General features: G+C 54.1%; 22 protein-coding genes. 17 read left to right on the top strand and 5 right to left on the bottom strand.

Features of this window, described 5'->3' with window-relative positions; translation table 11 throughout:
* Window positions 1-75: 75 nt before the first annotated feature.
* A complete protein-coding gene (gene pta / locus AC6I8R_RS14395; RefSeq protein ID WP_208723913.1) occupies window positions 76-2,220 on the bottom strand; it encodes a phosphate acetyltransferase in 2,145 nt (714 codons plus the stop codon).
* Between the two features lie 69 nt (window positions 2,221-2,289).
* Complete coding sequence (gene ackA, locus AC6I8R_RS14390) at window positions 2,290-3,492, bottom strand: acetate kinase (RefSeq protein ID WP_208723914.1); 1,203 nt, start codon at window positions 3,490-3,492, stop codon at window positions 2,290-2,292.
* A 338-nt stretch (window positions 3,493-3,830) separates the two neighbouring features.
* On the opposite strand from ackA, the gene yfbV reads away from it, so the two are divergent.
* The 3 genes from yfbV (at window position 3,831) to AC6I8R_RS14375 (ending at window position 5,604) form a co-directional block, all read left to right on the top strand.
* Window positions 3,831-4,283 (top strand): terminus macrodomain insulation protein YfbV, encoded by a 453-nt coding sequence (gene yfbV, locus AC6I8R_RS14385; protein WP_036626815.1) that lies wholly within the window; start codon window positions 3,831-3,833, stop codon window positions 4,281-4,283.
* Window positions 4,284-4,435: 152 nt separating this feature from the next.
* Window positions 4,436-4,930 (top strand): YfbU family protein, encoded by a 495-nt coding sequence (locus AC6I8R_RS14380; RefSeq protein ID WP_021185078.1) that lies wholly within the window; start codon window positions 4,436-4,438, stop codon window positions 4,928-4,930.
* Between the two features lie 14 nt (window positions 4,931-4,944).
* The gene (locus tag AC6I8R_RS14375) at window positions 4,945-5,604 is read left to right on the top strand and encodes a sugar phosphatase (RefSeq protein WP_497832505.1); all 660 of its coding nucleotides are present in this window, start codon (window positions 4,945-4,947) and stop codon (window positions 5,602-5,604) included.
* A gap of 39 nt (window positions 5,605-5,643) precedes the next feature.
* Here the strand turns inward: AC6I8R_RS14375 and yfbR are convergent, their stop codons facing one another.
* Window positions 5,644-6,243 carry a 5'-deoxynucleotidase gene (gene yfbR, locus AC6I8R_RS14370; protein WP_021185076.1) on the bottom strand — a complete coding sequence of 200 codons (600 nt, stop codon included), beginning with the start codon at window positions 6,241-6,243 and terminating at the stop codon, window positions 5,644-5,646.
* 69 nt (window positions 6,244-6,312) lie between these two features.
* A complete protein-coding gene (locus AC6I8R_RS14365) occupies window positions 6,313-7,530 on the bottom strand; it encodes a pyridoxal phosphate-dependent aminotransferase (protein WP_013509888.1) in 1,218 nt (405 codons plus the stop codon).
* A 966-nt stretch (window positions 7,531-8,496) separates the two neighbouring features.
* Between AC6I8R_RS14365 and lrhA the strand changes: the two genes are divergently transcribed.
* On the top strand, window positions 8,497-9,420 hold the full coding sequence (gene lrhA / locus AC6I8R_RS14360; protein ID WP_007889314.1) for a transcriptional regulator LrhA: 924 nt from the start codon (window positions 8,497-8,499) through the stop codon (window positions 9,418-9,420).
* 48 nt (window positions 9,421-9,468) lie between these two features.
* Here lrhA and AC6I8R_RS14355 read toward each other — a convergent pair whose 3' ends face one another.
* Window positions 9,469-9,642 carry a hypothetical protein gene (locus AC6I8R_RS14355; RefSeq protein ID WP_415174153.1) on the bottom strand — a complete coding sequence of 58 codons (174 nt, stop codon included), beginning with the start codon at window positions 9,640-9,642 and terminating at the stop codon, window positions 9,469-9,471.
* 438 nt (window positions 9,643-10,080) lie between these two features.
* Here AC6I8R_RS14355 and AC6I8R_RS14350 point away from each other — a divergent pair, with 438 nt between their 5' ends.
* From AC6I8R_RS14350 to nuoN, 13 genes are all read left to right on the top strand, one after another.
* Window positions 10,081-10,524: an NADH-quinone oxidoreductase subunit A gene (locus AC6I8R_RS14350; RefSeq protein WP_497832504.1), complete on the top strand. Its 444-nt coding sequence runs from the start codon at window positions 10,081-10,083 to the stop codon at window positions 10,522-10,524.
* A gap of 15 nt (window positions 10,525-10,539) precedes the next feature.
* Window positions 10,540-11,217, top strand: coding sequence for a NuoB/complex I 20 kDa subunit family protein (locus AC6I8R_RS14345; RefSeq protein WP_013509885.1), 678 nt, complete (start codon window positions 10,540-10,542; stop codon window positions 11,215-11,217).
* A 116-nt stretch (window positions 11,218-11,333) separates the two neighbouring features.
* Entirely contained in the window at window positions 11,334-13,133 is a 1,800-nt protein-coding gene (nuoC, locus tag AC6I8R_RS14340) for an NADH-quinone oxidoreductase subunit C/D (protein WP_021185074.1), read from the top strand.
* A gap of 2 nt (window positions 13,134-13,135) precedes the next feature.
* Window positions 13,136-13,651 carry an NADH-quinone oxidoreductase subunit NuoE gene (gene nuoE, locus AC6I8R_RS14335; protein WP_013509883.1) on the top strand — a complete coding sequence of 172 codons (516 nt, stop codon included), beginning with the start codon at window positions 13,136-13,138 and terminating at the stop codon, window positions 13,649-13,651.
* Between the two features lie 2 nt (window positions 13,652-13,653).
* On the top strand, window positions 13,654-14,994 hold the full coding sequence (gene nuoF / locus AC6I8R_RS14330) for an NADH-quinone oxidoreductase subunit NuoF (RefSeq protein ID WP_152521892.1): 1,341 nt from the start codon (window positions 13,654-13,656) through the stop codon (window positions 14,992-14,994).
* A gap of 106 nt (window positions 14,995-15,100) precedes the next feature.
* Window positions 15,101-17,824, top strand: a complete 2,724-nt coding sequence (gene nuoG, locus AC6I8R_RS14325) for an NADH-quinone oxidoreductase subunit NuoG (RefSeq protein ID WP_497832503.1) — start codon at window positions 15,101-15,103, stop codon at window positions 17,822-17,824.
* Window positions 17,821-18,795, top strand: a complete 975-nt coding sequence (nuoH, locus tag AC6I8R_RS14320; RefSeq protein WP_021185071.1) for an NADH-quinone oxidoreductase subunit NuoH — start codon at window positions 17,821-17,823, stop codon at window positions 18,793-18,795. Before nuoG ends, nuoH begins: the two co-directional genes overlap by 4 nt.
* Window positions 18,796-18,806: 11 nt before the next feature.
* Window positions 18,807-19,349 carry an NADH-quinone oxidoreductase subunit NuoI gene (nuoI, locus tag AC6I8R_RS14315; protein WP_013509879.1) on the top strand — a complete coding sequence of 181 codons (543 nt, stop codon included), beginning with the start codon at window positions 18,807-18,809 and terminating at the stop codon, window positions 19,347-19,349.
* Window positions 19,350-19,359: 10 nt separating this feature from the next.
* Window positions 19,360-19,911 (top strand): NADH-quinone oxidoreductase subunit J, encoded by a 552-nt coding sequence (nuoJ, locus tag AC6I8R_RS14310; protein WP_013509878.1) that lies wholly within the window; start codon window positions 19,360-19,362, stop codon window positions 19,909-19,911.
* Window positions 19,908-20,210 (top strand): NADH-quinone oxidoreductase subunit NuoK, encoded by a 303-nt coding sequence (gene nuoK / locus AC6I8R_RS14305; RefSeq protein ID WP_013509877.1) that lies wholly within the window; start codon window positions 19,908-19,910, stop codon window positions 20,208-20,210. Before nuoJ ends, nuoK begins: the two co-directional genes overlap by 4 nt.
* The gene (nuoL, locus tag AC6I8R_RS14300) at window positions 20,207-22,042 is read left to right on the top strand and encodes an NADH-quinone oxidoreductase subunit L (RefSeq protein WP_021185069.1); all 1,836 of its coding nucleotides are present in this window, start codon (window positions 20,207-20,209) and stop codon (window positions 22,040-22,042) included. The genes nuoK and nuoL overlap by 4 nt, the downstream gene beginning before the upstream one ends.
* A gap of 213 nt (window positions 22,043-22,255) precedes the next feature.
* Window positions 22,256-23,776 (top strand): NADH-quinone oxidoreductase subunit M, encoded by a 1,521-nt coding sequence (nuoM, locus tag AC6I8R_RS14295; protein ID WP_208723919.1) that lies wholly within the window; start codon window positions 22,256-22,258, stop codon window positions 23,774-23,776.
* A gap of 6 nt (window positions 23,777-23,782) precedes the next feature.
* Window positions 23,783-25,240, top strand: coding sequence for an NADH-quinone oxidoreductase subunit NuoN (nuoN, locus tag AC6I8R_RS14290; protein ID WP_021185067.1), 1,458 nt, complete (start codon window positions 23,783-23,785; stop codon window positions 25,238-25,240).
* Window positions 25,241-25,265: the final 25 nt, after the last annotated feature.

Raw genomic sequence — 25,265 nt, 5'->3', positions numbered from 1 at the left:
ACCAACGTTTTCCTGGCCGTAGCGGCGCGATTTATCGCGCAAAAAAAAGGCGTCCCACGGGACGCCTTTAGCGTTTTAACCTTCAGCCTGCTGTGACTGAATCGCCGTCAGCGCGATGGTGTAGACGATATCATCTACCAGCGCACCGCGTGACAGGTCGTTCACCGGCTTACGCATCCCCTGCAACATCGGCCCGATGGAGATCAGGTCAGCGGAACGCTGTACCGCTTTGTAGGTGGTGTTACCGGTGTTGAGATCCGGGAAGATAAACACGGTCGCACGGCCCGCAACCTGCGAGTTCGGCGCTTTGGATTTCGCCACGTCTTCCATGATGGCGGCGTCATACTGCAACGGACCGTCGATCACCAGATCCGGACGTTTTTCCTGCGCGATACGGGTCGCTTCACGCACTTTCTCTACATCGCTACCGGCACCAGAATTGCCGGTGGAGTAGGAGATCATCGCCACGCGCGGATCGATACCGAAGGCTTTGGCCGAGTCGGCAGACTGAATCGCGATTTCTGCCAGCTGTTCCGGGTTCGGATCCGGGTTGATAGCGCAGTCGCCATACACCAGCACCTGCTCCGGCAACAGCATAAAGAACACCGAGGAAACCAGTGAGCTGTTCGGCGCGGTTTTGATCAACTGCAACGGCGGACGGATGGTGTTAGCGGTGGTGTGAACGGCACCGGATACCAGGCCGTCGACTTCGCCACTTTCCAGCATCATGGTGCCGAGCACCACGTTATCTTCCAGTTGCTCCTGCGCCACCACTTCGGTCATGCCTTTGCTCTTACGCAGTTCGACCAGGCGCGGCACGTAGTTCCCACGGACTACTTCCGGATCAACAATCTCGATACCTTTACCCAGTTCAACGCCCTGTGCCGCAGCAACGCGTTGGATCTCGTCCGGATTACCCAGCAGCACGCAGGTGGCGATGCCACGTTCGGCACAGATTGCGGCCGCTTTCACGGTACGCGGTTCGTCGCCTTCCGGCAGTACGATGCGTTTGCCCGCTTTGCGTGCCAGCTCGGTCAACTGGTAGCGGAATGCTGGCGGTGACAGACGACGGCTGCGCTCTGACGTCGCCGTCAGCGACTCGATCCAGTCGTTGTTGATGTAGCTGGCAACGTACTCCTGCACTTTTTCGATGCGCTGGGTATCGTCAGCCGGAACCTCAAGGTTAAAGCTTTGCAGGCTGAGCGAGGTCTGCCAGGTGTTGGTTTTCACCATAAAGACCGGCAGGCCAGTCTGGAAGGCGCGTTCGCACAGACGACCAATACGTTCATCGATCTGATAACCGCCGGTCAGCAGAATGGCACCGATTTCTACGCCATTCATCGCGGCCAGGCAGGCTGCAACCAGCACATCCGGGCGGTCTGCTGAGGTCACCAGCAGGGAACCCGGACGGAAATGTTCCAGCATATGCGGGATGCTGCGGGCGCAGAAGGTGACGGATTTCACCCGACGGGTGTGGATGTCGCCTTCATTGATGATGTCAGCGTTCAGGTGACGGGACATATCAATCGCACGCGTAGCGATCAGATCAAAGCTCCACGGCACGCAACCCAACACCGGCAGCGGGCTGTCAGCAAACAGCTGCTTCGGATCGATGTTGGCGATGCTGGCTTTGGAGGAGTCGTCAAAGATCTCTGACAGGTCAGGACGCGTACGGCCTTGTTCATCGACCGGGGCGTTCAGTTTATTGATGATCACGCCGGTGATGTTTTTGTTCTTGCTGCCGCCAAAGCTGCTTTGCGTCAGTTCGATACGTTCTTTCAGCTGCGCCGGTGAATCGTTGCCCAGTGCGGTCACAAACACGATTTCCGCATTCAGGGTCTTGGCGATTTCATAGTTCAGCGCAGAGGCAAACTGATGTTTGCGCGTCGGCACCAGACCTTCAACCAGCACCACTTCCGCGTCTTTGGTGTTTTCATGGTAGCGGGCGATGATCTCTTCCATCAGCACATCCTGCTGGTTAGAACCGAGCAGCGACTCAACGCGTGACATCAGCAGCGGTTCGGCGGCTGGGATGGCGGAGTTCTTACGAATGATGGTGGTGGTCTGGTCTGGCGTATCGCCGCCAGCGCGCGGCTGGGCGATAGGCTTGAATACGCTCAGGCGCACGCCTTTGCGTTCCATCGCACGGATCACGCCGAGGCTGACGCTGGTCAGGCCGACGCTGGTGCCGGTAGGAATGAGCATAATTGTACGAGACACGTTATATCCTCTCTGGTATTGCAATGGCTCAAAACAACTCCGTCAGCCTGAGCTGACGGAGAGAAGCATTTATGCGGTAAGACGCGCAGCGTCCTGGGCGATGACCAACTCTTCGTTGGTCGGGATGACCAGTGCCGGGCGAGTCCCTTCTTTGTTAATGAAGCCAGACTTGCCGAAACGCGCGGCCAGGTTACGTTCGTGATCCACTTCGAAGCCGATCAACCCCAGTTTCTGCAATGACAGTTCGCGTACCATCGCGGCGTTCTCACCGATACCACCGGTGAACACCACGGCGTCGAGGCGGCCTTCCATCAGGGAGGTGTAGCCACCGATATACTTCGCCAGACGATGACAGAACACGTCCATAGCGCGTTTAGCATCTTCTTTGGTGGTGTAGTTATCTTCGACATAACGGCAGTCGCTGGTGACTTCGGTCAGACCCAGCAGGCCGGACTCTTTGGTCAGCAGTTTGTTGATGGCATCCACGCTCATGCCGAGGGTGTCGTGCAGGAAGAATACGATTGCCGGATCGATGTCACCGCTACGGGTACCCATCACCAGACCTTCCAGCGGCGTCAGACCCATTGAGGTATCAACGCACACGCCGTTGCGAATGGCCGAAACAGAACCGCCGTTGCCAAGGTGGCAAGTGATCACATTCAGTTCTGTCACCGGTTTATCCAGCATTTTGGCCGCTTCCTGAGTCACATAATAGTGACTGGTACCATGCGCGCCATAACGACGTACGCCGTGCTCTTTATACAGTTTGTAGGGCAGGGCGTAGAGATAAGATTCTTCAGGCATTGTCTGATGGAAAGCTGTATCAAAAACCGCCACATTCTTGTCAGACAGATGCGGGAAGTTTTTCATCGCTTCGTCGATACCAATCAGGTGTGCCGGATTGTGCAGCGGAGCAAAGGAAGAAGCGTCTTTGATCCCCTGGATTACGGATTCATCAATCACAACGGATTGGGTCAGCTGTTCGCCGCCATGCACGATGCGATGACCGATTGCAGCGATTTGTGCCGACAGCTCTGGTTTTTGTGCCAGAATAGTTTTAACAATGAAGTTGAGGGCTTCGCTATGCGCGGCACCCGCACCCAGAGGGGCTTCCTGTTTGCTACCTTCCAGTTTCCACTTAATGCGTGCTTCGGGCAGATGGAAGCATTCAGCCAGACCGGAGAGATATTCGTCGCCGCTGGCGGGGTTGAGGATGGCAAACTTGAGTGAGGAGCTGCCGCAGTTCAGAACCAGAACTAACTTCGTCGACATGGAAGTACCTATTGGTTAAATAGTGGCGAAAAATAACGCGATCAGACTAACAGCGTAGCCCATGAAAGCTGGTAAATTAATGATTAACATCATGCGGTAGTCAAAAAGAGACCGTTCCGCAAAAAATTTTGGTAATTTTACGCGAATTTTTGAAATCCGCTTAGCGAAACATGGCTCTAAACTGTTCTTTAATTGAGCAGTAGCTTCCGGTAATGTTGCTAAAACGGCGTCAGAATACTCAGTGTCACCCTTAAAGACAAAAACTTTTGAAGGATGTCACGTAAAGTTGTGTAGTTATCAGTTTATTTTAAATGTTGTAAGAATAGTTGAGGTCTATCATGGCGAATGACACGGGCAATCCTGGCTGGTTCGGCTTATTTCAGCGTGGACAGCATTACATGAAGACCTGGCCGGCTGATAAACGCCTGGCACCTGTTTTTCCTGAGAATCGGGTAGTGACGGCAACGCGTTTTTCTATTCGTTTTATGCCGCCATTGGCTATCTTCACCCTGACCTGGCAAATCGCGATGGGTGGGCAACTGGGACCAGCCGTTGCAACAGCATTATTCGCCTGTAGCCTGCCAATGCAGGGGTTGTGGTGGCTGGGCAAACGTTCGATGACACCGCTTCCGCCAACCTTACTGCAATGGTTCCATGAAGTGCGCGCCAAACTGGAAGAGGCCGGACAGGCGATTGCCCCGGTGGAAGGAAAGCCGACCTATCAGGCGCTGGCGGATGTGTTAAAACGCGCGTTCAAGCAACTCGATCGTACCTTTCTTGACGATCTTTGATCGCAGCGTCTTTTTAACTGCGAGAGAATTTGCCGCTTATCCGGGGTCAAATCAAAGAAAAGTGGTGCGGACATACCCGCATCACTTCCGTTGTGCAATCATTTCTCCATTGGTTTAAATTTTAAACGGTCGCAATGACCCTGGAGAACATCATGGAAATGACCCACGCACAGCGGCTCATCCTGTCGAATCAATACAAAATGATGGCGATGCTTGAGCCGGATAATGCCGAGCGCTATCGTCGTTATCAAACCATCATCGAACGCGGCTATGGCCTGCAACTGCGCGAACTGGATAAAGAGTTTGGCGAGCTGAGTGAAGCAACTTGCCGCACCCTGATCGATATCATGGAGATGCACCATGCGTTGCATGTCTCCTGGTCCAATCTCAAAGAGGGTGCACAGATTGAGGAGCGTCGCCTTGCCTTTCTTGGCTTTGATGCCGCGACGGAAGCGCGCTATCTCGGCTATGTGCGTTTTATGGTTAACACCGAAGGGCGTTATACCCATTTCGATTCCGGTACCCACGGTTTTAATGCACAAACGCCGATGTGGGAAAAATATCAACGGATGCTGGCGTTGTGGCACACTTGCCCCCGTCAGTACCATTTAAGCGCGAATGAGATTGCGCAAATCCTCAATGCCTGAAGAAGGAGTAGCGAGTGACGTACAGAGGTTTTCTGTTTGATTTGGATGGCACGCTGGTGGATTCACTGCCTGCCGTAGAGCGTGCGTGGACACAATGGGGCGCACGCCATGGGTTTACGGCAGACGTCATTCTGAACTTCATTCATGGCAAACAGGCAATAACGTCGTTACGTCATTTTATGGCGGGCCAGAGCGAGGAAGCGATTCAGGCGGAGTTTTTGCGTCTGGAAAGCATTGAAGCGTCAGATACTGATGGCGTTCAAGCCTTACCTGGCGCGCAGGTGCTACTGGCAACGCTGAACGAGCTGCAAATTCCGTGGGCAATCGTGACTTCGGGTTCGATTCCGGTTGCTCATGCGCGCCACAAAGCCGCCGGTCTGCCTGCGCCCGCGGTCTTTATCACGGCTGAGAATGTTAAACGCGGCAAGCCGGAGCCGGACGCCTATCTGCTGGGGGCTGAGCAACTGGGGTTAAGCGCGCGTGAATGCGTAGTAGTTGAAGATGCGCCTGCGGGCGTGCTGGCGGGACTGAATGCCGGAAGCGCGGTGATCGCCGTGAATGCCCCAGCCGATACTCCACGTCTCAGCGATGTAACTTTTTCGCTGACTACGCTGGAAGCGTTGGTGGTCACCGGTGATGGGAAGGGCGGTTTTACCCTGTCGCTGAAAGCATAATTCGCAACGGCGCGATTTACCGCGCCGTGAATCACGCCGCTACAGCGGCGTTTCCTGCGAAATCTCGTCCAGTGACAGGCTAAAGCTGGGAATGAACACCTCGACAAAGTAATCCATTTCTGGCGAACGGCGTTGCGCCAGGGTTTTTTCAAGACGCGCTTTTGCCAGCAGGAATTCGTTGTTCCCGGCTGACAACTCCTCAAGACACTTCACGTACGCGCACAAGGCATCGGCTTGCTTCACTACCGCCTGTTCCGCTTCGCTATGCAGATGTTCGTCCAGTAATGGGCGGTAAGCATCCTGCAATTCAGGAGGCAGCATCTCAATCAGCTTTTGCTGTGCAATTTTCTCTATCTTCTTATATTCATGAGCGATTTGTGCGTTGTAATACTTCACCGGAGTTGGCAGATCACCGGTCAGCACTTCACTGGCATCATGATAAAGCGCCAGCATCGCAATGCGTTCAGCATTGAGATTACCGTTAAATTTTTTGTTCTTAATGATCGCCAGCGCATGAGCAACCATCGCCACCTGAAGGCTGTGTTCAGAGACGTTTTCAGTGCGCACGTTGCGCATCAGCGGCCAGCGGTTGATCAGTTTGAGACGGGAGAGATGGGCGAAAAAATGGCTTCGGGTCATGAGCGGTTCCTGTCGTACAACGGGGAGAGAGGACTCTCCCCGAAATACCACAACTATACGCGTCTGCGGTTACTGACGATACCCTTGCAGGAAGCGACCAAACTTGCTGATGGCCATTTCCAGATCGTCAACGCGTGGCAGGGTCACGATACGCACATGATCCGGCCACGGCCAGTTGAACGCGGTACCCTGAACCAACAGCACTTTTTCCTGTAGCAGGAAATCGAGCACCATTTTCTGGTCGTCGAACAGGTTGAACTTTTTCGCATCAATACGCGGGAACATATAGAGCGCACCCTGCGGTTTCACACAGCTGACGCCGGGAATGTCATTGATTAATTCCCAGGCGCGCTGACGCTGTTCATATAACCGTCCACCTGGTGCGATAAACTCACTGATGCTCTGGTAGCCGCCCAACGCCGTCTGGATTGCGTGTTGCGCCGGTACGTTGGCACACAGGCGCATTGACGCCAGCATCTCCAGACCTTCGATATAGCCTTTGGCATGCTTTTTGGGGCCGTTCAGCACCATCCAGCCCTGACGGAAACCGGCAACGCGATAGGTTTTTGACAGACCGTTAAAGGTAACGGTCAGCAGGTCCGGTGCCAGCGCAGCAATAGAATGATGCTGGGCTTCGTCGTACAAAATCTTGTCGTAGATCTCATCGGCAAAGATGATCAAATTATGCTGACGCGCAATCTCGACAATCTCCAGCAGCAGTTCTTTGCTGTAGACCGCACCGGTAGGGTTGTTCGGGTTGATGATCACAATACCACGCGTGCGCGGCGTGATTTTGCTGCGGATATCATCCAGGTCCGGGAACCAATCCGAAGATTCGTCACACAGATAATGAACCGCTTTACCACTGGAAAGCGAAACCGCTGCTGTCCATAACGGGTAATCAGGTGCGGGCACCAGCATTTCATCGCCGCTGTTCAGCAATGCCTGCATGGCTTGCACGATCAGTTCCGAAACGCCATTACCTATATAGATGTCTTCAACGGTCATATCGCGCATTTCGCGCGCCTGGTAATGCTGCATGATCGCTTTGCGCGCCGAGTAGAGACCTTTGGAGTCACAATACCCTTGTGCGCTGGGCAGGTTGCGGATCACATCAACCAGGATTTCATCGGGGGCTTCAAAACCAAACGGGGCAGGATTGCCAATGTTGAGTTTGAGAACTTTGTTGCCTTCTTCTTCGAGACGTTTCGCCTCTTTCAGTACCGGCCCACGGATGTCATAGCAGACATTATCCAGCTTACCGGATTTATCAATTTGAAAATTCATCGCTACCGCCTTAACGGGCAGAGTCCATTTAACCTGCCACAAAAAACAAACCCGCCCAATTTACTCCTCTCCCCGTAACAAAAGAAGGGTCACCTCAGGTTTTGGCGTGTTTGGCAATTTTTCGAGCTAGTCCTGGGGGAAAAGATATCTTAGACTAATTAAGGTGGTTAAATTGTCCAGTAAAGTAAAGAAAGTTGAAATTTAATGCTGGTTGCGTTGATGTGGTCTGTAAACACCTTAATCCAGATGATGAGGGTGTGATTAAAAAAAATTTATTCACAACTGCGGGATTGGATTATTAGCGACAGGATGAAATAGTTAAAAAATATTTGTCAGAAGATGAATAGTTAACCGTTATTGGCCCATCCTCTGCTGGCGTTAGAAAACGCACCTCATTCTCATCGAGTTTCAGTGGGCTAATTCAAAGATGGGCCTGGTTCAGATAGCCGTTGGCGGCCTGCGATAAAGAGCATTTACGCTGAAACTTAAGCTTTCCCTAACAAGTTTAGGAACCAGGAGGGCTTAAAAAATGAGCAGCATTGTGGCAGGATGTGCTGGAAAGGGGTTTTGGTCAAAAATTACAAGGTTTCTGATAAAAACATTTCCCTTTCTGGTGCAAAAATGATTAAGTATAATTTATTATTTGATGCAGTTTACCTCTTCGCATCATCATAACATGCAGTTATCATTTTTTGATCCGCAGGTCCTTTTTGCGGAAAACCAGGCAACTACACAGCTTCCTGCATTTGCGCGATTTACGCTTTCGGCCCGAGAAGTTGTTCTGTCTTATTGACGCCGCTGCTCTGTTTTCAGAGTGACGTAATCGTTGGTATCCGCCTGACACAGTTTTTCATGACAGTCTCCACACAGGGCTGTCATTAAGCACCATTACCTCTTATCCCAATGATGAGTAAGGTAATACACCAGGGTAGTAGTTTGTAAAAAATCTTATAAGTGAAGAAAAACATGACTAATGCAAATCGTCCGATACTGAATCTCGACCTCGATCTGCTGAGAACTTTCGTCGCCGTTGCTGACCTGAACACCTTTGCAGCTGCGGCTGCGGCCGTGTGCAGAACGCAATCAGCAGTAAGCCAGCAGATGCAGCGTCTGGAACAATTGGTAGGTAAAGAGCTGTTTGCCAGACATGGACGTAATAAATTGCTGACGGAGCATGGCATCCAACTGCTGGGCTACGCCAGAAAGATCCTTCGTTTCAACGACGAAGCTTGTACCTCTCTGATGTACAGCAATATTCAGGGCGTGCTGACCATTGGCGCTTCTGATGATACTTCCGACACCATCCTGCCATTCCTGCTTAATCGCGTAACCTCGGTCTATCCGAAACTGGCGATTGATGTTCGCGTGAAGCGCAATCCATTTATGATGGAAATGCTGAACCAGGGCGAAGTGGATTTGGTGGTGACCACCTCCAGTCCGGGTAACTTCACCCATCAGGTACTGCGCACGTCGCCGACCTTGTGGTATTGCGCGGCTGACTACATCTTCCAGCGCGGCGAAGCGATTCCTCTGGTGCTGTTGGATGAGCCCAGCCCGTATCGCGATATGGCGATTGACCATCTGAACGAAGCGGGTATCCCGTGGCGTATCTCTTACGTCGCTTCCACCCTGGCTGCGGTCCGTGCTGCGGTTAAAGCCGGGCTTGGGGTCACGGCGCGTCCGGTTGAGATGATGAGTCCGGAACTGCGCGTGATGGGAGCGGCTGAAGGTTTGCCTGTGTTGCCGGATACGCAATATCTGCTGTGCCGTAACCCGGACAGCGATAACGAGTTGGCGCTGGCGATTTTCAATGCCATGCAATCCACTAACGATCCGTACAACCTGAGCGCGAATCCGGATGGTACGCTGCTGCTGGATGACGAAGAGTAATAACCATTTGAGCCGATAATCGTTCTCAAATAGAACATCGGCCAATTGTTAAAACATCGATAAATAAGCCTTAGCCTGGTTTTTACCGGTTAAGGCTTTTTTTGTGTCATTTTTGTTGGATATATCAGACGAAATTAGCACCAAATTATTTCCACCCTTCCAAAAAAATGAAATGCATTCCATTTTTATATTAAGTGGAACGATTTTATCATTTCGTGCCATCTTCTCCTGGGCGTTTGCCTGTCCCTTTTGCCGATTTTTACAGCAAAAAGCACTGTTATGTGTTCTGGATCAAAAAAATAGCCCTGAAAAGGACAAGGAAATCCGGTTAATTCCTGTCAAAATATGATTGTTAAATGCACGATCCATGCATGTGAATTCCCGCTACACTGAAATTAACCTCACAAACTGAAGCGATTTAGCTGGCGCAACGGGCCTTGTATGTTAATAATATGCTGCGGATGTAAAATAATGTTTGGATACTTTTGTCAAAGTTGACAAAAGGTTATAGAAAGGAGTAAAAAACCCCATAAAATTGCTGCTTAATTGATAATGACAGCAAAGTTTATAAGGTTTTTTATCCTTCCCTTGAATCGATGTGGTGTGTTTGCTGCGACAGTGCAGGATGCCAGCGCCACTTTTGATGAGTAAGCAAAGAGTATGTCGACAACCACTGAAGTGATCGCTCATCACTGGGCATTTATTATATTTATTGTTATCGCGTTCGGTCTTTGTGCCTTCATGTTGACCGGTGGCTGGTTGTTAGGTGGACGTGCCCGGGCGCGCTACAAAAACACCCCGTTTGAATCGGGTATCGACTCGGTCGGTGACACCCATATTCGCCTCTCCGCAAAATTCTATCTGGTTGCGATGTTCTTCGTAATTTTCGACGTCGAAGCCCTCTTTTTATACGCATGGTCGACCTCCATCCGCGAAAGCGGCTGGGTCGGCTTTGTCGAAGCCGCAATTTTCATTTTGGTGCTGCTGGCAGGCCTGGTTTACCTGGTTCGCATCGGTGCACTGGATTGGGCGCCTGCGCGTCGTCGCGTTGTCGTCAAATCAATCCCGATCAGTCACAGCCACACCAATCCTCATAAGCAGTAAAAGCGAGGCAATAAGATGGACTACACGCTGACACGCGTAGACCCAAACGGGGGCGATAACGATCGCTATCCGCTGCAAAAACAGGAGATTGTCGCCGATCCTCTGGAGCAGCATGTTCACCGCAGCGTCTACATGGGCAAACTTGAGCATGCCCTGCACGACATGGTGAACTGGGGACGTAAAAACTCTCTCTGGCCGTATAACTTCGGCCTTTCCTGTTGCTACGTGGAAATGACCACGTCATTTACTGCGGTACATGACGTGGCGCGTTTTGGTGCGGAAGTTATGCGTGCCTCCCCGCGTCAGGCTGACTTCATGGTGATTGCCGGTACGCCCTTTACCAAAATGGCACCGGTGATTCAGCGTTTGTATGACCAGATGCTGGAACCCAAATGGGTGATCTCGATGGGAGCCTGTGCCAACTCCGGCGGCATGTATGACATCTATTCAGTGGTGCAGGGCGTGGATAAATTCCTGCCGGTGGATGTGTATATTCCGGGCTGCCCGCCGCGTCCGGAAGCTTACATGCAGGCGCTGCTGCTGTTACGCGAGTCCATCGGTAAAGAGCGTCGTCCTCTCTCGTGGGTGGTGGGTGATCAGGGTGTGTATCGCGCCAATATGCAGTCGGAGCGCGAAAGAAAACGCGGTGAACGCATTGCCGTCACCAACCTGAGAACACCCGACGAAGTTTAAGCTACCCGTACACGGATGGAGCCACGGCCGCAGCAGAACACCACAATTTAATGTGTGCCGCCATCCTGACGCCTTCTTTTGAGTGCCTGATTACAGGCCGGAATGGTGAGTAACGTATGACAGATTTAACCACGCAAGATCTCGCTCAGCCTGCATGGCAAACCCGGGATCACCTGGACGACCCGGTGATCGGCGAGCTGCGTAACCGTTTTGGGCCGGACGCCTTTACTGTTCAGGCTACCCGCACCGGCATCCCGGTGGTTTGGGTGAAGCGTGAACAATTGCTGGAAATTGTTGAATTCCTTCGTAAGCTGCCGAAGCCTTACGTCATGCTTTATGATTTGCATGGCATGGATGAACGTTTACGTACCAACCGCGCCGGGTTACCTGCCGCGGATTTTTCCGTTTTCTATCATCTGCTATCTATTGAACGCAATCGCGACATCATGCTCAAGGTCGCGTTGTCTGAAAACGATATGCATTTGCCAACCATCACCAAAATTTTCCCGAATGCCAACTGGTATGAGCGCGAAACCTGGGAAATGTTTGGTATGACTTTTGATGGTCACCCGCACCTGACGCGCATCATGATGCCGCAGACGTGGGAAGGGCACCCGCTGCGTAAGGACTATCCGGCGCGCGCGACTGAGTTTGACCCCTTCACGCTGACCAAGCAAAAAGAAGACCTTGAGATGGAGTCGCTGACCTTCAAGCCAGAAGAGTGGGGCATGAAGCGCAGCACCGCCAATGAGGACTTCATGTTCCTCAACCTGGGTCCGAACCACCCGTCTGCACACGGTGCGTTCCGCATCATTCTGCAACTCGACGGTGAAGAGATTGTCGATTGCGTCCCGGATGTCGGTTATCACCACCGTGGTGCCGAGAAGATGGGTGAGCGTCAGTCCTGGCACAGCTATATTCCGTACACCGACCGTATCGAATACCTCGGCGGTTGCGTTAATGAAATGCCGTATGTGCTGGCGGTCGAAAAACTGGCGGGTATCACCGTGCCAGATCGCGTCAATGTGATTCGCGTGATGCTGTCAGAGCTGTTCCGCATCAACAGCCATCTGCTCTATATCTCGACCTTTATTCAGGACGTCGGCGCGATGACGCCGGTGTTCTTTGCCTTTACCGACCGTCAGAAAATCTATGACGTGGTGGAAGCCATCACCGGTTTCCGTATGCACCCGGCATGGTTCCGTATTGGTGGTGTAGCGCACGATCTGCCGAAAGGTTGGGAACGTCTGCTGCGTGACTTCCTCGACTGGATGCCTAAGCGTCTGAAAGAGTACGACAAAGCCGCGCTGCGTAACCGCGTGTTGATGGGGCGTTCACAGGGTGTTGCCGCCTACAACATGGATGAAGCGTTGGCCTGGGGCACCACCGGTGCTGGTCTGCGCGCGACCGGTCTTGATTTTGACGTGCGTAAATGGCGCCCCTATTCAGGTTACGAACACTTCGATTTTGAGATTCCGGTTGGTGCGGGCATCAGCGATGCCTACACCCGCGTGATGCTGAAAATGGAAGAAATGTGGCAGTCGCTGCGTATTCTGGAGCAATGCCTGAAAAATATGCCGGAAGGGCCGTTCAAGGCGGATCACCCGCTGACCACGCCGCCGCCAAAAGAGCGCACGCTACAACACATTGAAACCCTGATTACTCACTTCCTACAGGTTTCCTGGGGTCCGGTAATGCCGGCCAACGAATCCTTCCAGATGATCGAGGCGACCAAAGGGATCAACAGTTACTACCTGACCAGCGACGGCAGCACCATGAGCTACCGCACCCGTGTGCGTACGCCGAGCTTCCCGCATCTGCAACAGATCCCGTCGGTGATCCGTGGCAGCCTGGTATCCGACCTGATCGTTTACCTCGGTAGTATCGATTTTGTTATGTCAGACGTGGACCGCTAATTATGCACGATCAAAAAATTGCCATCCAAACGATCGACCCTAATGAGGTCTTTGTGCTGAGCGAGGCAGAACACCACGCGATTGAGCACGAAAAACACCATTACGAAGATGCGCGCGCGGCTTCGATTGAAGCCCTGAAGATCGTGCAGAAACAGCGTGGCTGGGTCCCCGATGGCGCGATTAACGCTATTGCTGAGGTGCTGGGAATTCCGGCCAGTGACGTGGAAGGTGTCGCGACCTTCTACAGCCAGATTTATCGCCAGCCAGTGGGCCGTCATGTGATTCGCTACTGCGACAGCGTGGTGTGCCATATCACCGGTTATCAGGGTATTCAGGCCGCTTTAGAACAAAACCTGCATATCAAACCGGGCCAGACTACGCCGGACGGTCGCTTTACGCTGCTGCCGACTTGCTGCCTGGGTAACTGTGATAAAGGCCCGACCATGATGGTGGATGAAGACACCCACGTTCATCTGACGCCGGAAGGTATCGCCACTTTACTGGAGCAGTATCAATGACCATCAAACAGATCATTCGTACTGCGGAAACGCATCCTCTGACCTGGCGTCTGCGTGATGACAAACAGCCGGTGTGGATTGATGAATATCGCAGCAAAAACGGTTACGTCGGTGCCGAAAAAGCGCTGAAAGGTATGAGCCAGGACGAAATCGTCGCAGCCGTAAAAGACTCCGGTCTGAAAGGTCGCGGCGGTGCCGGTTTTAACACCGGTCTGAAATGGAGCCTGATGCCGAAAGACGAATCCATGAACATCCGTTACCTGCTGTGTAACGCCGATGAAATGGAGCCGGGCACCTATAAAGACCGCCTGCTGATGGAACAAATGCCGCACCAGTTGGTGGAAGGTATGTTGATCAGCGCCTTTGCGTTGAAAGCTTACCGTGGCTACATCTTCCTGCGTGGTGAATACATCGAAGCAGCGGCCAACCTGCGTAAAGCAATTGCCGAAGCCACCGAAGCGGGCTTTATCGGTAAAAACATCCTCGGCACCGGCTTTGATTTCGAGCTGTTCGTGCATACCGGGGCAGGCCGCTACATTTGTGGTGAAGAGACAGCGTTAATCAACTCACTGGAAGGACGTCGCGCTAACCCGCGTTCCAAGCCACCGTTCCCGGCCAGCGCCGGTGTGTGGGGCAAACCGACCTGTGTTAACAACGTTGAGACGCTGTCAAATGTGCCTGCCATCTTCCTCAATGGGGTGGATTGGTACAAGAACATCTCAAAAAGTGAAGACACCGGCACCAAAATGATGGGCTTCTCAGGCCGCGTAAAAAATCCGGGTGTCTGGGAATTGCCGTTCGGTACTACCGCGCGTGAAATCCTCGAAGACTATGCAGGTGGCATGCGCGATGGCCTGAAGTTCAAAGCCTGGCAGCCAGGTGGCGCAGGGACTGACTTCCTCACCGATCAGCATCTCGACCTGCCGATGGAATTTGCCAGCATTGGTAAAGCCGGTAGTCGTCTGGGTACCGCGCTGGCGATGGCGGTGGACCATGAGATCAACATGGTCTCGCTGGTGCGCAATCTGGAAGAGTTCTTTGCTCGCGAATCCTGCGGCTGGTGTACGCCATGCCGTGATGGTTTGCCGTGGAGCGTGAAGATCCTGCGTGCACTGGAGCAAAAGCAAGGTCAGCCGGGTGATATCGAAACCCTGCAACAGCTTTGCCGTCAGCTTGGCCCAGGTAAAACCTTCTGTGCGCATGCGCCGGGTGCCGTCGAGCCGCTACAAAGCGCGATTAAATATTTCCGTGAAGAGTTTGAAGCCGGCATTGCGCCGCAGGTGTTTGGCAATACCCGCGCTATTGGCGGTATTCAGCCCAACCTGCTGAAAGCGCGCTGGTAATCAGCCGCCGTACACGGATAACCCTGTGGCGAGAGCATCGCGGCGGGGGAAAGAAAGAGATGTTTAACGCTCGTCTTCGGACGGGCCTTACGGAAGCATATTCACTATGGCTACAATCCATGTAGACGGTAAAGAGTATGATGTGAACGGGGCGGACAACCTGCTACAGGCTTGTCTCTCCCTGGGCCTTGATATTCCTTATTTTTGCTGGCATCCCGCGCTGGGAAGCGTAGGTGCCTGCCGCCAGTGTGCGGTAAAGCAATTCCAGAATGCCGAAGATACTCGCGGCCGCCTTGTTATGTCCTGCATGACACCGGCGTCGGACGGCACTTTTATCTCCATCGACGATGGCGAAGCGAAAGAGTTTCGTGAAAGCGTGGTGGAATGGCTGATGACCAACCACCCGCACGACTGCCCGGTGTGTGAAGAGGGGGGTAACTGCCACCTTCAGGATATGACGGTGATGACGGGCCACAGCTTCCGTCGCTATCGCTTCACCAAACGCACCCACCAAAACCAGGATCTCGGCCCGTTCATTTCACATGAAATGAACCGCTGTATCGCCTGTTACCGCTGCGTGCGTTACTACAAAGATTATGCCGACGGCAAAGACCTTGGTGTCTACGGCGCACACGACAACGTCTACTTCGGTCGCCCGGAAGATGGCACGCTGGAGAGCGAATTCTCCGGTAACCTGGTCGAAATTTGTCCGACCGGGGTGTTCACCGATAAAACTCACTCCGAACGCTACAACCGTAAATGGGACATGCAGTTTGCTCCGAGCATCTGCCAGCAGTGCAGCGTCGGTTGTAACACCAGCCCGGGTGAACGTTATGGTGAACTGCGTCGCATTGAAAACCGTTACAACGGCACGGTAAACCATTATTTCCTGTGTGACCGTGGTCGCTTTGGTTACGGCTACGTCAACCGCAAAGATCGTCCTCGTCATCCGGTACAGTTGCGCGGTAATGACTGGGTCACGCTGAATGCCGAACAGGCGGTGAACGCGGCGGCAGATGTGCTGCGTCAGGCGAAAAAAGTCATTGGTATTGGTTCACCGCGCGCCAGCATTGAAAGCAACTTTGCGCTGCGTGAACTGGTGGGTGCAGAAAACTTCTCCACCGGTATGCCCGCTGGCGAGCAGACGCGTCTTGAGCTGATGCTGAAAGTGCTGCGTGAAGGTGGCATCTACACTCCGTCTCTGCGTGAAATTGAAAGCTACGATGCGGTGCTGGTGCTGGGTGAAGATCTCACTCAGGTCGGTGCGCGTGTCGCACTGTCCGTGCGTCAGGCAGTTAAAGGTAAAGCCCGCGAAATGGCGGCGGCGCAGAAAGTCGCTGACTGGCAGATTGCGGCGATCCTGAACATTGGTCAGCACGCCAAACATCCGTTGTTTGTGACCAACGTTGATGAAACCCGTCTGGATGATATCGCGGCATGGAGCTACCGTGCACCGGTGGAAGACCAGGCGCGTCTTGGTTTTGCTATCGCGCATGCGCTGGATGAATCCGCGCCAGCCCCAGGCAACTTTGACAAAGCTCTCAACGGCAAGCTGGACGTCGTGGTGCAGGCGCTGGCAGGGGCGAAAAAGCCGCTGATTATCTCCGGTACCCACTCGGGCAGCACCGCCATGATTGAAGCGGCGGCTAACGTCGCGAAAGCGCTAAAAGCGCGCGGCGCGGATGTCGGCATTACCTTGCTGGCGTCAGCGGCAAACAGCATCGGTCTTGGATTGATGGGTGGAGCATCGCTGGACAGCGCGCTGGAGCAACTGAGCAAAGGCGAAGCGGACACTCTGGTGGTGCTGGAAAACGACCTTTACCGCCACGCGCCAAAAACGACGGTGGACGCCGCACTGGCTCAGGCAGCCAACGTGATTGTGGTCGATCATCAACGCACCAGCACGCTGGAAAAAGCTAACCTGGTGTTCTCTGGTGCCAGCTTTGCGGAAAGCGACGGCACCTCGATCAACCACGAAGGCCGCGCACAACGTTTCTTCCAGGTTTTCGATCCGGCCTACTACGACAACAGTGTGGTGATGCTGGAGAGCTGGCGCTGGCTGCACTCGCTGCACAGCACGGTTGAAAGCCGTCAGATTGACTGGACGCTGCTTGATCATGTGATTGATGCTGCGGTGGCTGCTCTGCCACAACTGAAAGGTATCAAGGACGCGGCACCGGATGCCAGCTTCCGTATTCGTGGACAAAAACTGGCGCGTTCACCGCATCGTTACAGCGGCCGTACCGCCGCGCGTGCCAACATCAGCGTGCACGAACCGCGTCAGCCGCAAGATAAAGACACCATGTTCGCCTTCTCGATGGAAGGTAACAACCAGCCGGGTGCGGCCCGTTCGCAGATCCCGTTTGCCTGGGCGCCAGGCTGGAACTCCCCGCAGGCATGGAACAAATTCCAGGCCGAAGTGGGCGGTAAGCTGCGCAATGGTGATCCGGGTGTGCGTCTGTTTGAAGCTACGGAAGGTGCATTGCCGTGGTTCAGCGTGATTCCGGATAGCTTCGTTAGTGGCAGCCAGTGGCGTGTCGCCCCTTACTATCAACTGTTTGGTAGCGAGGAGATGACCCAGCGTTCTCCGGTGTTCCAGAAACGTATGGCTCCGGCCACGCTGGTCATTAACCCGGCCGATGCGGAAAAACTGGGCGTCAACAATGGTGCCGCCGTTGAGCTGGTGTGTGCCGGTGAAACGCTGCGTCTGCCGGTGCGCTTCTCCAGTGCGTTGCAGGCGGGGCAAGTAGGTCTGCCGCTGGGTATGCCGGGCGTGCCGCCGTTCCTCTCCGGTGCGCAAATTGACAAATTGCAGGAGGCGGCGCAATGAGCTGGCTGACACCGGACGTTATTGACATCCTGATTAGCATCGTCAAAGCCATCGTCATCTTGCTGGTGGTGGTGGCCTGCGGTGCCTTCATGAGTTTTGCCGAGCGTCGTCTGCTCGGCCTCTGGCAGAACCGTTACGGACCAAACCGCGTAGGTTGGGGTGGTTCGCTGCAATTAGCAGCAGATATGCTAAAAATGTTCTTTAAAGAGGACTGGGTTCCGCCCTTTACCGACCGCTTTATCTTTACCCTGGCCCCGGTGATTGCGTTTGTTTCGCTGCTGCTGGCTTTCGCCATCGTACCGGTATCGCCCACCTGGATGGTCACTGACCTGAACATTGGTCTGTTGTTCTTCCTGATGATGGCCGGTCTGGCGGTATATGCGGTGCTGTTCGCGGGCTGGTCGAGTAACAACAAATACTCGCTGCTCGGCGCGATGCGTGCTTCCGCGCAGACCCTGAGCTACGAAGTGTTCCTCGGCCTGTCGCTGATGGGCGTGGTGGCACAGGCAGGTTCCTTCAACCTGAACGCCATCGTCGAAAGTCAGGCGCATTTGTGGAACATCATTCCGCAATTCTTTGGCTTCCTGACCTTCTGTATCGCGGGCGTTGCGGTATGTCACCGTCACCCGTTTGACCAGCCGGAAGCAGAACAGGAACTGGCCGATGGTTATCACATCGAATACGCCGGGATGAAGTTCGGTCTGTTTTTCGTGGGTGAATACGTGGCGATCACCACCGTATCAGCGCTGATTGTGACGCTGTTCTTCGGTGGCTGGCACGGACCGTTCCTGCCGCCGTTCATCTGGTTCGCTATTAAGACCGCGTTCTTCATGATGATGTTTATCCTGATTCGTGCTGCGCTTCCGCGTCCACGCTATGACCAGGTGCTGTCGTTCGGCTGGAAAGTGTGTCTGCCGTTGACGCTGTTGAACCTGCTGGCGACCGCCGCAGTGATTCTGTCTGCGCAGTAAGGGGTTTTGAGATGACTTTAAAAGATATTGTCGTTGGCTTCGGCACGACAGTGCGCAGTATCTGGATGATAGGCATGCATGCCTTCGCCAAACGCGAAACCCAGATGTACCCGGAAGAGCCGGTCTACCTGCCGCCGCGCTACCGTGGCCGTATCGTGCTGACGCGCGACCCGGACGGTGAAGAGCGCTGCGTTGCCTGTAACCTGTGTGCGGTAGCTTGTCCGGTAGGCTGTATTTCGCTGCAAAAAGCCGAAATGCAGGATGGTCGCTGGTATCCGGAATTCTTCCGCATCAACTTTTCACGCTGCATCTTCTGTGGTCTGTGCGAAGAAGCCTGTCCGACCACCGCTATCCAGCTGACCCCGGATTTCGAACTGGGTGAGTTTAAGCGTCAGGATCTGGTGTACGAAAAACAGGATCTGTTGATCTCCGGTCCGGGTAAATATCCGGAGTACAACTTCTACCGCATGGCGGGTATGGCAATTGACGGCAAAGGCAAAGGCGACGCGGAAAACGAAGCCAAACCGATCGACGTCAAAGGCTTGTTACCTTAAGGAGCCAGCTATGGAATTTGCGTTTTATCTTTGCGGTCTGGTGGCGGTGTTGACGACGCTACGCGTCATCACCCACACCAACCCGGTGCATGCACTGCTGTACCTGATTGTTTCGTTGCTGTCGATTGCTGGCGTGTTCTTCTCAATGGGCGCGTACTTTGCCGGGGCGCTGGAAATTATCGTCTACGCCGGTGCCATTATGGTGCTGTTCGTGTTCGTGGTGATGATGCTGAACCTTGGCAAATCCCAGCAGGATCAGGAGCGTGAGTGGCTGAAGCCGTCGCTGTGGATTGGTCCTGGCATCGTATCCCTGCTGCTGCTGGTGGTGATGATTTATGCCATCAGCACCGCGCACGATCAGGGCATTGATGGCACTGTCATTGACGCCAAAGCCGTGGGTATCAGCCTGTTTGGTCCTTACGTACTGGCGGTGGAGCTGGCATCCATGTTGCTGCTGGCCGGTCTGGTTGTGGCCTTCCATATTGGACGTGAAGAGCGTCAGGGCGAGGTGCTCAGCAATCGCCCGGCTGAGGCGCAAGGGAATAAGGAGGAGCACGCATGATCCCGTTACAACACGGCCTGATTCTGGCTGCTGTGCTGTTTGTTCTCGGCCTGACCTCACTGGTGCTGCGCCGTAACCTGCTGTTTATGTTGATTGGTCTGGAGATCATGATCAACGCCGCCGCGCTGGCGCTGGTGGTCGCAGGGAGCTACTGGGGGCAAGCCGACGGTCAGGTGATGTATATCCTGGCAATCAGCCTCGCGGCGGCGGAAGCCAGTATCGGTCTGGCGCTGCTGCTCCAGCTCTATCGTCGTCGTCAGACGCTGAACATTGACACTGTGAGCGAGATGCGCGGATGAATCTTCTCTACTTAACTGTTTTATTTCCGCTGATTGGCTTCCTGCTGTTGGCATTTTCCCGTGGTCGCTGGTCGGAGAACCTGTCTGCCGCTGTGGGGATGGGATCAGTCGGTCTGGCTGCCCTTACCACGATTTTTGTCGGCATGGATTTCTTCAGCCAGGGACAGCAACCGTTCACTCAGGCGCTGTGGACCTGGATGCAGGTTGGTCACTTTGACATCAAGGTCAATCTGGTGCTGGATGGCCTGTCGCTGACCATGCTGTCAGTGGTGACCGGTGTGGGTTTTTTCATCCACATGTTCGCGTCCTGGTACATGCGTGGTGAAGAGGGCTACTCACGCTTCTTTGCCTACACCAACCTGTTTATCGCCAGCATGGTGGTTCTGGTACTGGCCGATAACCTGATGCTGATGTATCTCGGTTGGGAAGGGGTGGGGCTGTGTTCCTACCTGCTGATCGGTTTCTACTACAGCAACCCGGAAAACGGCAAAGCGGCGATGAAAGCCTTCATCATTACCCGTGTGGGTGATGTGTTCCTCGCGCTGGCGTTGTTCATTCTCTACAACGAACTTGGCACGCTGAACTTCCGCGAGCTGATGGAGTTGGCTCCGGCGCACTTCGCCGCCGACAACCATATGCTGCAATGGGCAACCTTGCTGCTGCTGGGTGGTGCGGTTGGTAAATCCGCCCAGTTGCCGTTGCAAACGTGGCTGGCGGATGCGATGGCCGGTCCGACGCCGGTTTCAGCGCTGATCCACGCCGCGACGATGGTTACTGCGGGTGTCTACCTGATTGCCCGTACGCATGGCCTGTTCCTGCTGACGCCTGACGTGCTGCATCTGGTCGGTATTGTGGGTGCCATCACCCTGGTGCTGGCGGGCTTTGCTGCGCTGGTGCAAACCGACATCAAACGCGTGCTGGCTTACTCCACCATGAGTCAGATTGGCTACATGTTCCTGGCGCTTGGCGTGCAGGCGTGGGATGCGGCGATTTTCCACCTGATGACCCACGCGTTCTTCAAAGCGTTGCTGTTCCTGTCATCCGGTTCGGTGATTCTGGCCTGCCATCACGAACAGAACATCTTCAAGATGGGCGGCCTGCGTAAGAGCATCCCGCTGGTGTATACCTGCTTCCTCGTGGGGGGGGCCGCACTGGCTGCGCTGCCGCTGATTACCGCAGGTTTCTACAGTAAAGATGAAATCCTGTTTGGTGCGTTGGCGAATGGTCACATCAATCTGATGGTGGCGGGTCTGGTAGGTGCGTTCCTGACCTCAATCTATACGTTCCGCATGATTTTCATCGTGTTCCACGGTGAAGAGAAAATCCATGCTCATGCCGGTAAAGGTATTACTCATCATCTGCCGCTGATTGTGCTGCTGGTGTTGTCCACCTTCATTGGTGCGTTGATTACACCGCCGCTGGCGGGTGTGTTGCCGCAGAACGAATTTGGTGAAGGCGGCAAAGTGGCACTGGAAATCACCTCTGGCGTGGTGGCGATCGTCGGCATTCTGATTGCTGCTGCGTTGTGGCTTGGCAAACGTCAGCTGGTTACCAGCGTTGCCAACAGCGCGCCGGGCCGTTTCTTTGGCACCTGGTGGTTTGCCGCCTGGGGCTTCGATTGGTTATACGACAAAGTGTTCGTTAAACCTTTCCTCGGCATTGCGTGGCTACTGCATCGTGATCCGCTGAACTCGCTGATGAATTTGCCAGCCCTGATTTCGCGCATTGGCAACAAAGGTCTGGTGGTCAGCGAAAACGGTTATCTGCGCTGGTATGTGGCGTCGATGAGCGTCGGTGCCGTGGTAGTGCTGGCGCTGTTGCTGGTGATCTAACAAGATTGATGGGCGGGGTGAAGATATCTTCACCCCAAAATTGAAAATGTAAAAAATTGTCTGAGTGATGAGCGTCATCGGCGCAGCCAGTTTTGTCACCGCCAGCGCACAGCAACCGGAGCGTACTGAAGTACGTGAGGATTGCGAGCACTGCCGGGGCGGAAATGGCAAGCAAGATAGCTCATAAAAAGGCAGAAAAAAGGGAAGTACGCCGTGCTATTACCTTGGCTAATAATCATACCTTTTCTCGGTGGCTTGCTGTGCTGGCTGGCTGAGCGCCTTGGCGCGAAGGTGCCGCGTTGGATAGCCCTGATCACCATGGCACTGACGCTGGTGATTTCGTTGCAACTCTGGTTGCAGGGTGGCTATTCACTGACGCAGGCGGCTGGCATGCCGCAGTGGCAATCCACCTTCTCAGTACCGTGGATTCCGCGTTTTGGCATCAATTTCCATCTGGCGATTGATGGTCTGTCGCTGCTGATGGTGGTGCTGACCGGTCTGCTCGGCCTGATGGCGGTGCTCTGTTCGTGGAATGAAATTGAGAAGTATCAGGGCTTTTTCCACCTCAACCTGATGTGGATCCTCGGTGGCGTGATTGGTGTGTTCCTCTCCATCGACATGTTCCTGTTCTTCTTCTTCTGGGAAATGATGCTGGTGCCGATGTACTTCCTCATCGCGCTCTGGGGTCACAAAGCGTCAGACGGTAAAACCCGTATCACGGCAGCGACCAAGTTCTTCATCTACACCCAGGCATCCGGTCTGGTGATGCTGATTGCTATCCTGGCGCTGGTGTTCGTGCACTACAACGCGACCGGCGTCTGGACCTTCAGCTACGAAGAGCTGCTGAAAACCCCGATGTCCCACACCGTGGAATATCTGCTGATGCTGGGCTTCTTTATCGCCTTCGCCGTCAAAATGCCGGTGGTGCCGTTACACGGCTGGTTGCCAGATGCGCACAGCCAGGCACCTACCGCAGGTTCGGTCGACCTCGCCGGGATTCTGTTGAAAACCGCAGCCTATGGTCTGCTGCGTTTCAGCCTGCCGTTGTTCCCGCACGCGTCGGCAGAATTTGCTCCGATTGCCATGTGGCTCGGCGTGATTGGTATCTTCTACGGTGCCTGGATGGCGTTCGCGCAGACCGATATCAAACGTCTGATCGCTTATACCTCCATTTCGCACATGGGCTTTGTGCTGATTGCCATCTACACAGGCAGCCAGTTGGCGTTCCAGGGTGCGGTGGTACAGATGATTGCCCACGGCCTGTCCGCCGCGGCGCTGTTTATCCTGTGCGGCCAACTGTATGAACGCCTGCATACCCGTGATATGCGTCAGATGGGGGGCCTGTGGTCACGTATCAAATGGATTCCGGGCCTGTCGTTGTTCTTTGCCGTGGCTAACCTCGGGATGCCGGGCACCGGTAACTTTGCCGGGGAATTTATGATTCTGACTGGCAGCTTCCAGGTGGTGCCGGTGATTATCGTGATTGCCACCTTTGGTCTGGTATTTGCCTCGGTGTACTCGCTGGTGATGATGCAGCGCGCGTACTACGGCGAAGCCAAATCACAGGCCCCACTGCCAGGGATGTCACCGCGTGAGTTCATTATGATTATGGTTTTGGTGGTGTTGCTGGTTCTGCTGGGGGTTTATCCGCAGCCGATTCTTGATACCTCCCATGCTGCAATGAGCAATATTCAGCAGTGGTTTACCGCTTCAATTTCAACTACAAGGCCGTAATTCGCCATGACAATAACTCCTCAACAATTGATCGCGTTACTGCCGCTGTTGATCGTCGGATTGACGGTGGTGGTTGTGATGCTGTCCATTGCATGGCGACGCAACCATTTTGTAAATGCCACGCTAACGGTCATTGGTCTTAACCTGGCGCTGCTTTCTCTGTGGTTTGTTGCCCATGTCGGGGCAATGGATGTGACGCCGATGCTGCGCGTTGATGGCTACTCCATCTTCTACACTGGACTGGTGATGCTGGCGAGTCTGGCGACCTGTACTTTCGCCTACCCGTGGCTGGCCGGTTTCCCGGACAACAAAGATGAGTTCTATCTGCTGGTGCTGATTGCCGCTCTGGGCGGTATTGTGCTGGCCAGCGCCAACCATCTGTCGGCGCTGTTCATCGGTATTGAACTGCTGTCTCTGCCGCTGTTTGGTTTGATTGGTTACGCCTTCCGCCAGAAACGTTCGCTGGAAGCGGCACTGAAATACACCATCCTGTCAGCCGCAGCCTCATCGTTCCTGTTGTTTGGTATCGCACTGATTTACGCGGATTCCGGCAGCCTGAGCTTTGTGCAGTTGGGTAAAAGCCTGAATGACAGCATGATGCAGCAGCCGCTGCTGCTGGTCGGCCTCGGGATGATGATTATCGGTCTTGGCTTCAAACTGTCGCTGGTACCATTCCATCTGTGGACGCCGGATGTCTATCAGGGTGCGCCCGCTCCGGTATCCACCTTCCTCGCGACCGCCAGCAAAATCGCCATCTTTGGCGTGATCATGCGTCTGTTCATGTACGCGCCGGTGACCGACAGCGAAGCGGTACGTACCGTGTTGGGTGTGATTGCCTTTGTTTCGATTCTGTTCGGTAACCTGATGGCGATTTCGCAGAGCAACATCAAACGTCTGCTCGGTTACTCCTCCATCGCTCACCTCGGTTATCTGCTGGTGGCGTTGATTGCGGTGAAAACGCATCAGCTGTCGCTGGAAACCGCTGGCGTCTATCTGGCCGGTTACCTGTTCAGCAGCCTTGGCGCGTTCGGTGTGGTCAGCCTGATGTCCAGCCCTTACCGTGGCCCGGATGCCGATACTCTGTACTCCTACCGTGGCCTGTTCTGGCATCGTCCGATTCTGTCGGCGGTGATGACCATCATGATGCTGTCACTGGCCGGTATCCCGATGACACTGGGCTTTATTGGTAAGTTCTACGTGATCGCTTCCGGTGTGAACGCCCATCTGTGGTGGCTGACGGGTGCGGTGGTGGCAGGTAGCGCCATCGGCCTCTACTACTATCTGCGCGTGACTGTCAGCCTGTACCTCAGCCCGCCAGAGCTGCATACCCGTGATACCCCCGCGAATTGGGCATTCACCGCCGGTGGTGTGGTGGTACTGATTTCCGCGATTCTGGTGTTGCTGCTGGGGGTTTATCCGCAGCCGCTGATCACGCTGGTACAGATGGCTCAGCCGCTGATGTAACCTTCGTGTTGTTGCTTCAGACAAA

The sequence above is a fragment of the Pantoea sp. X-Soil-OKNW-713 genome (genome assembly GCF_059730685.1).
This window is presented reverse-complemented; position numbering and strand designations above follow the sequence as displayed.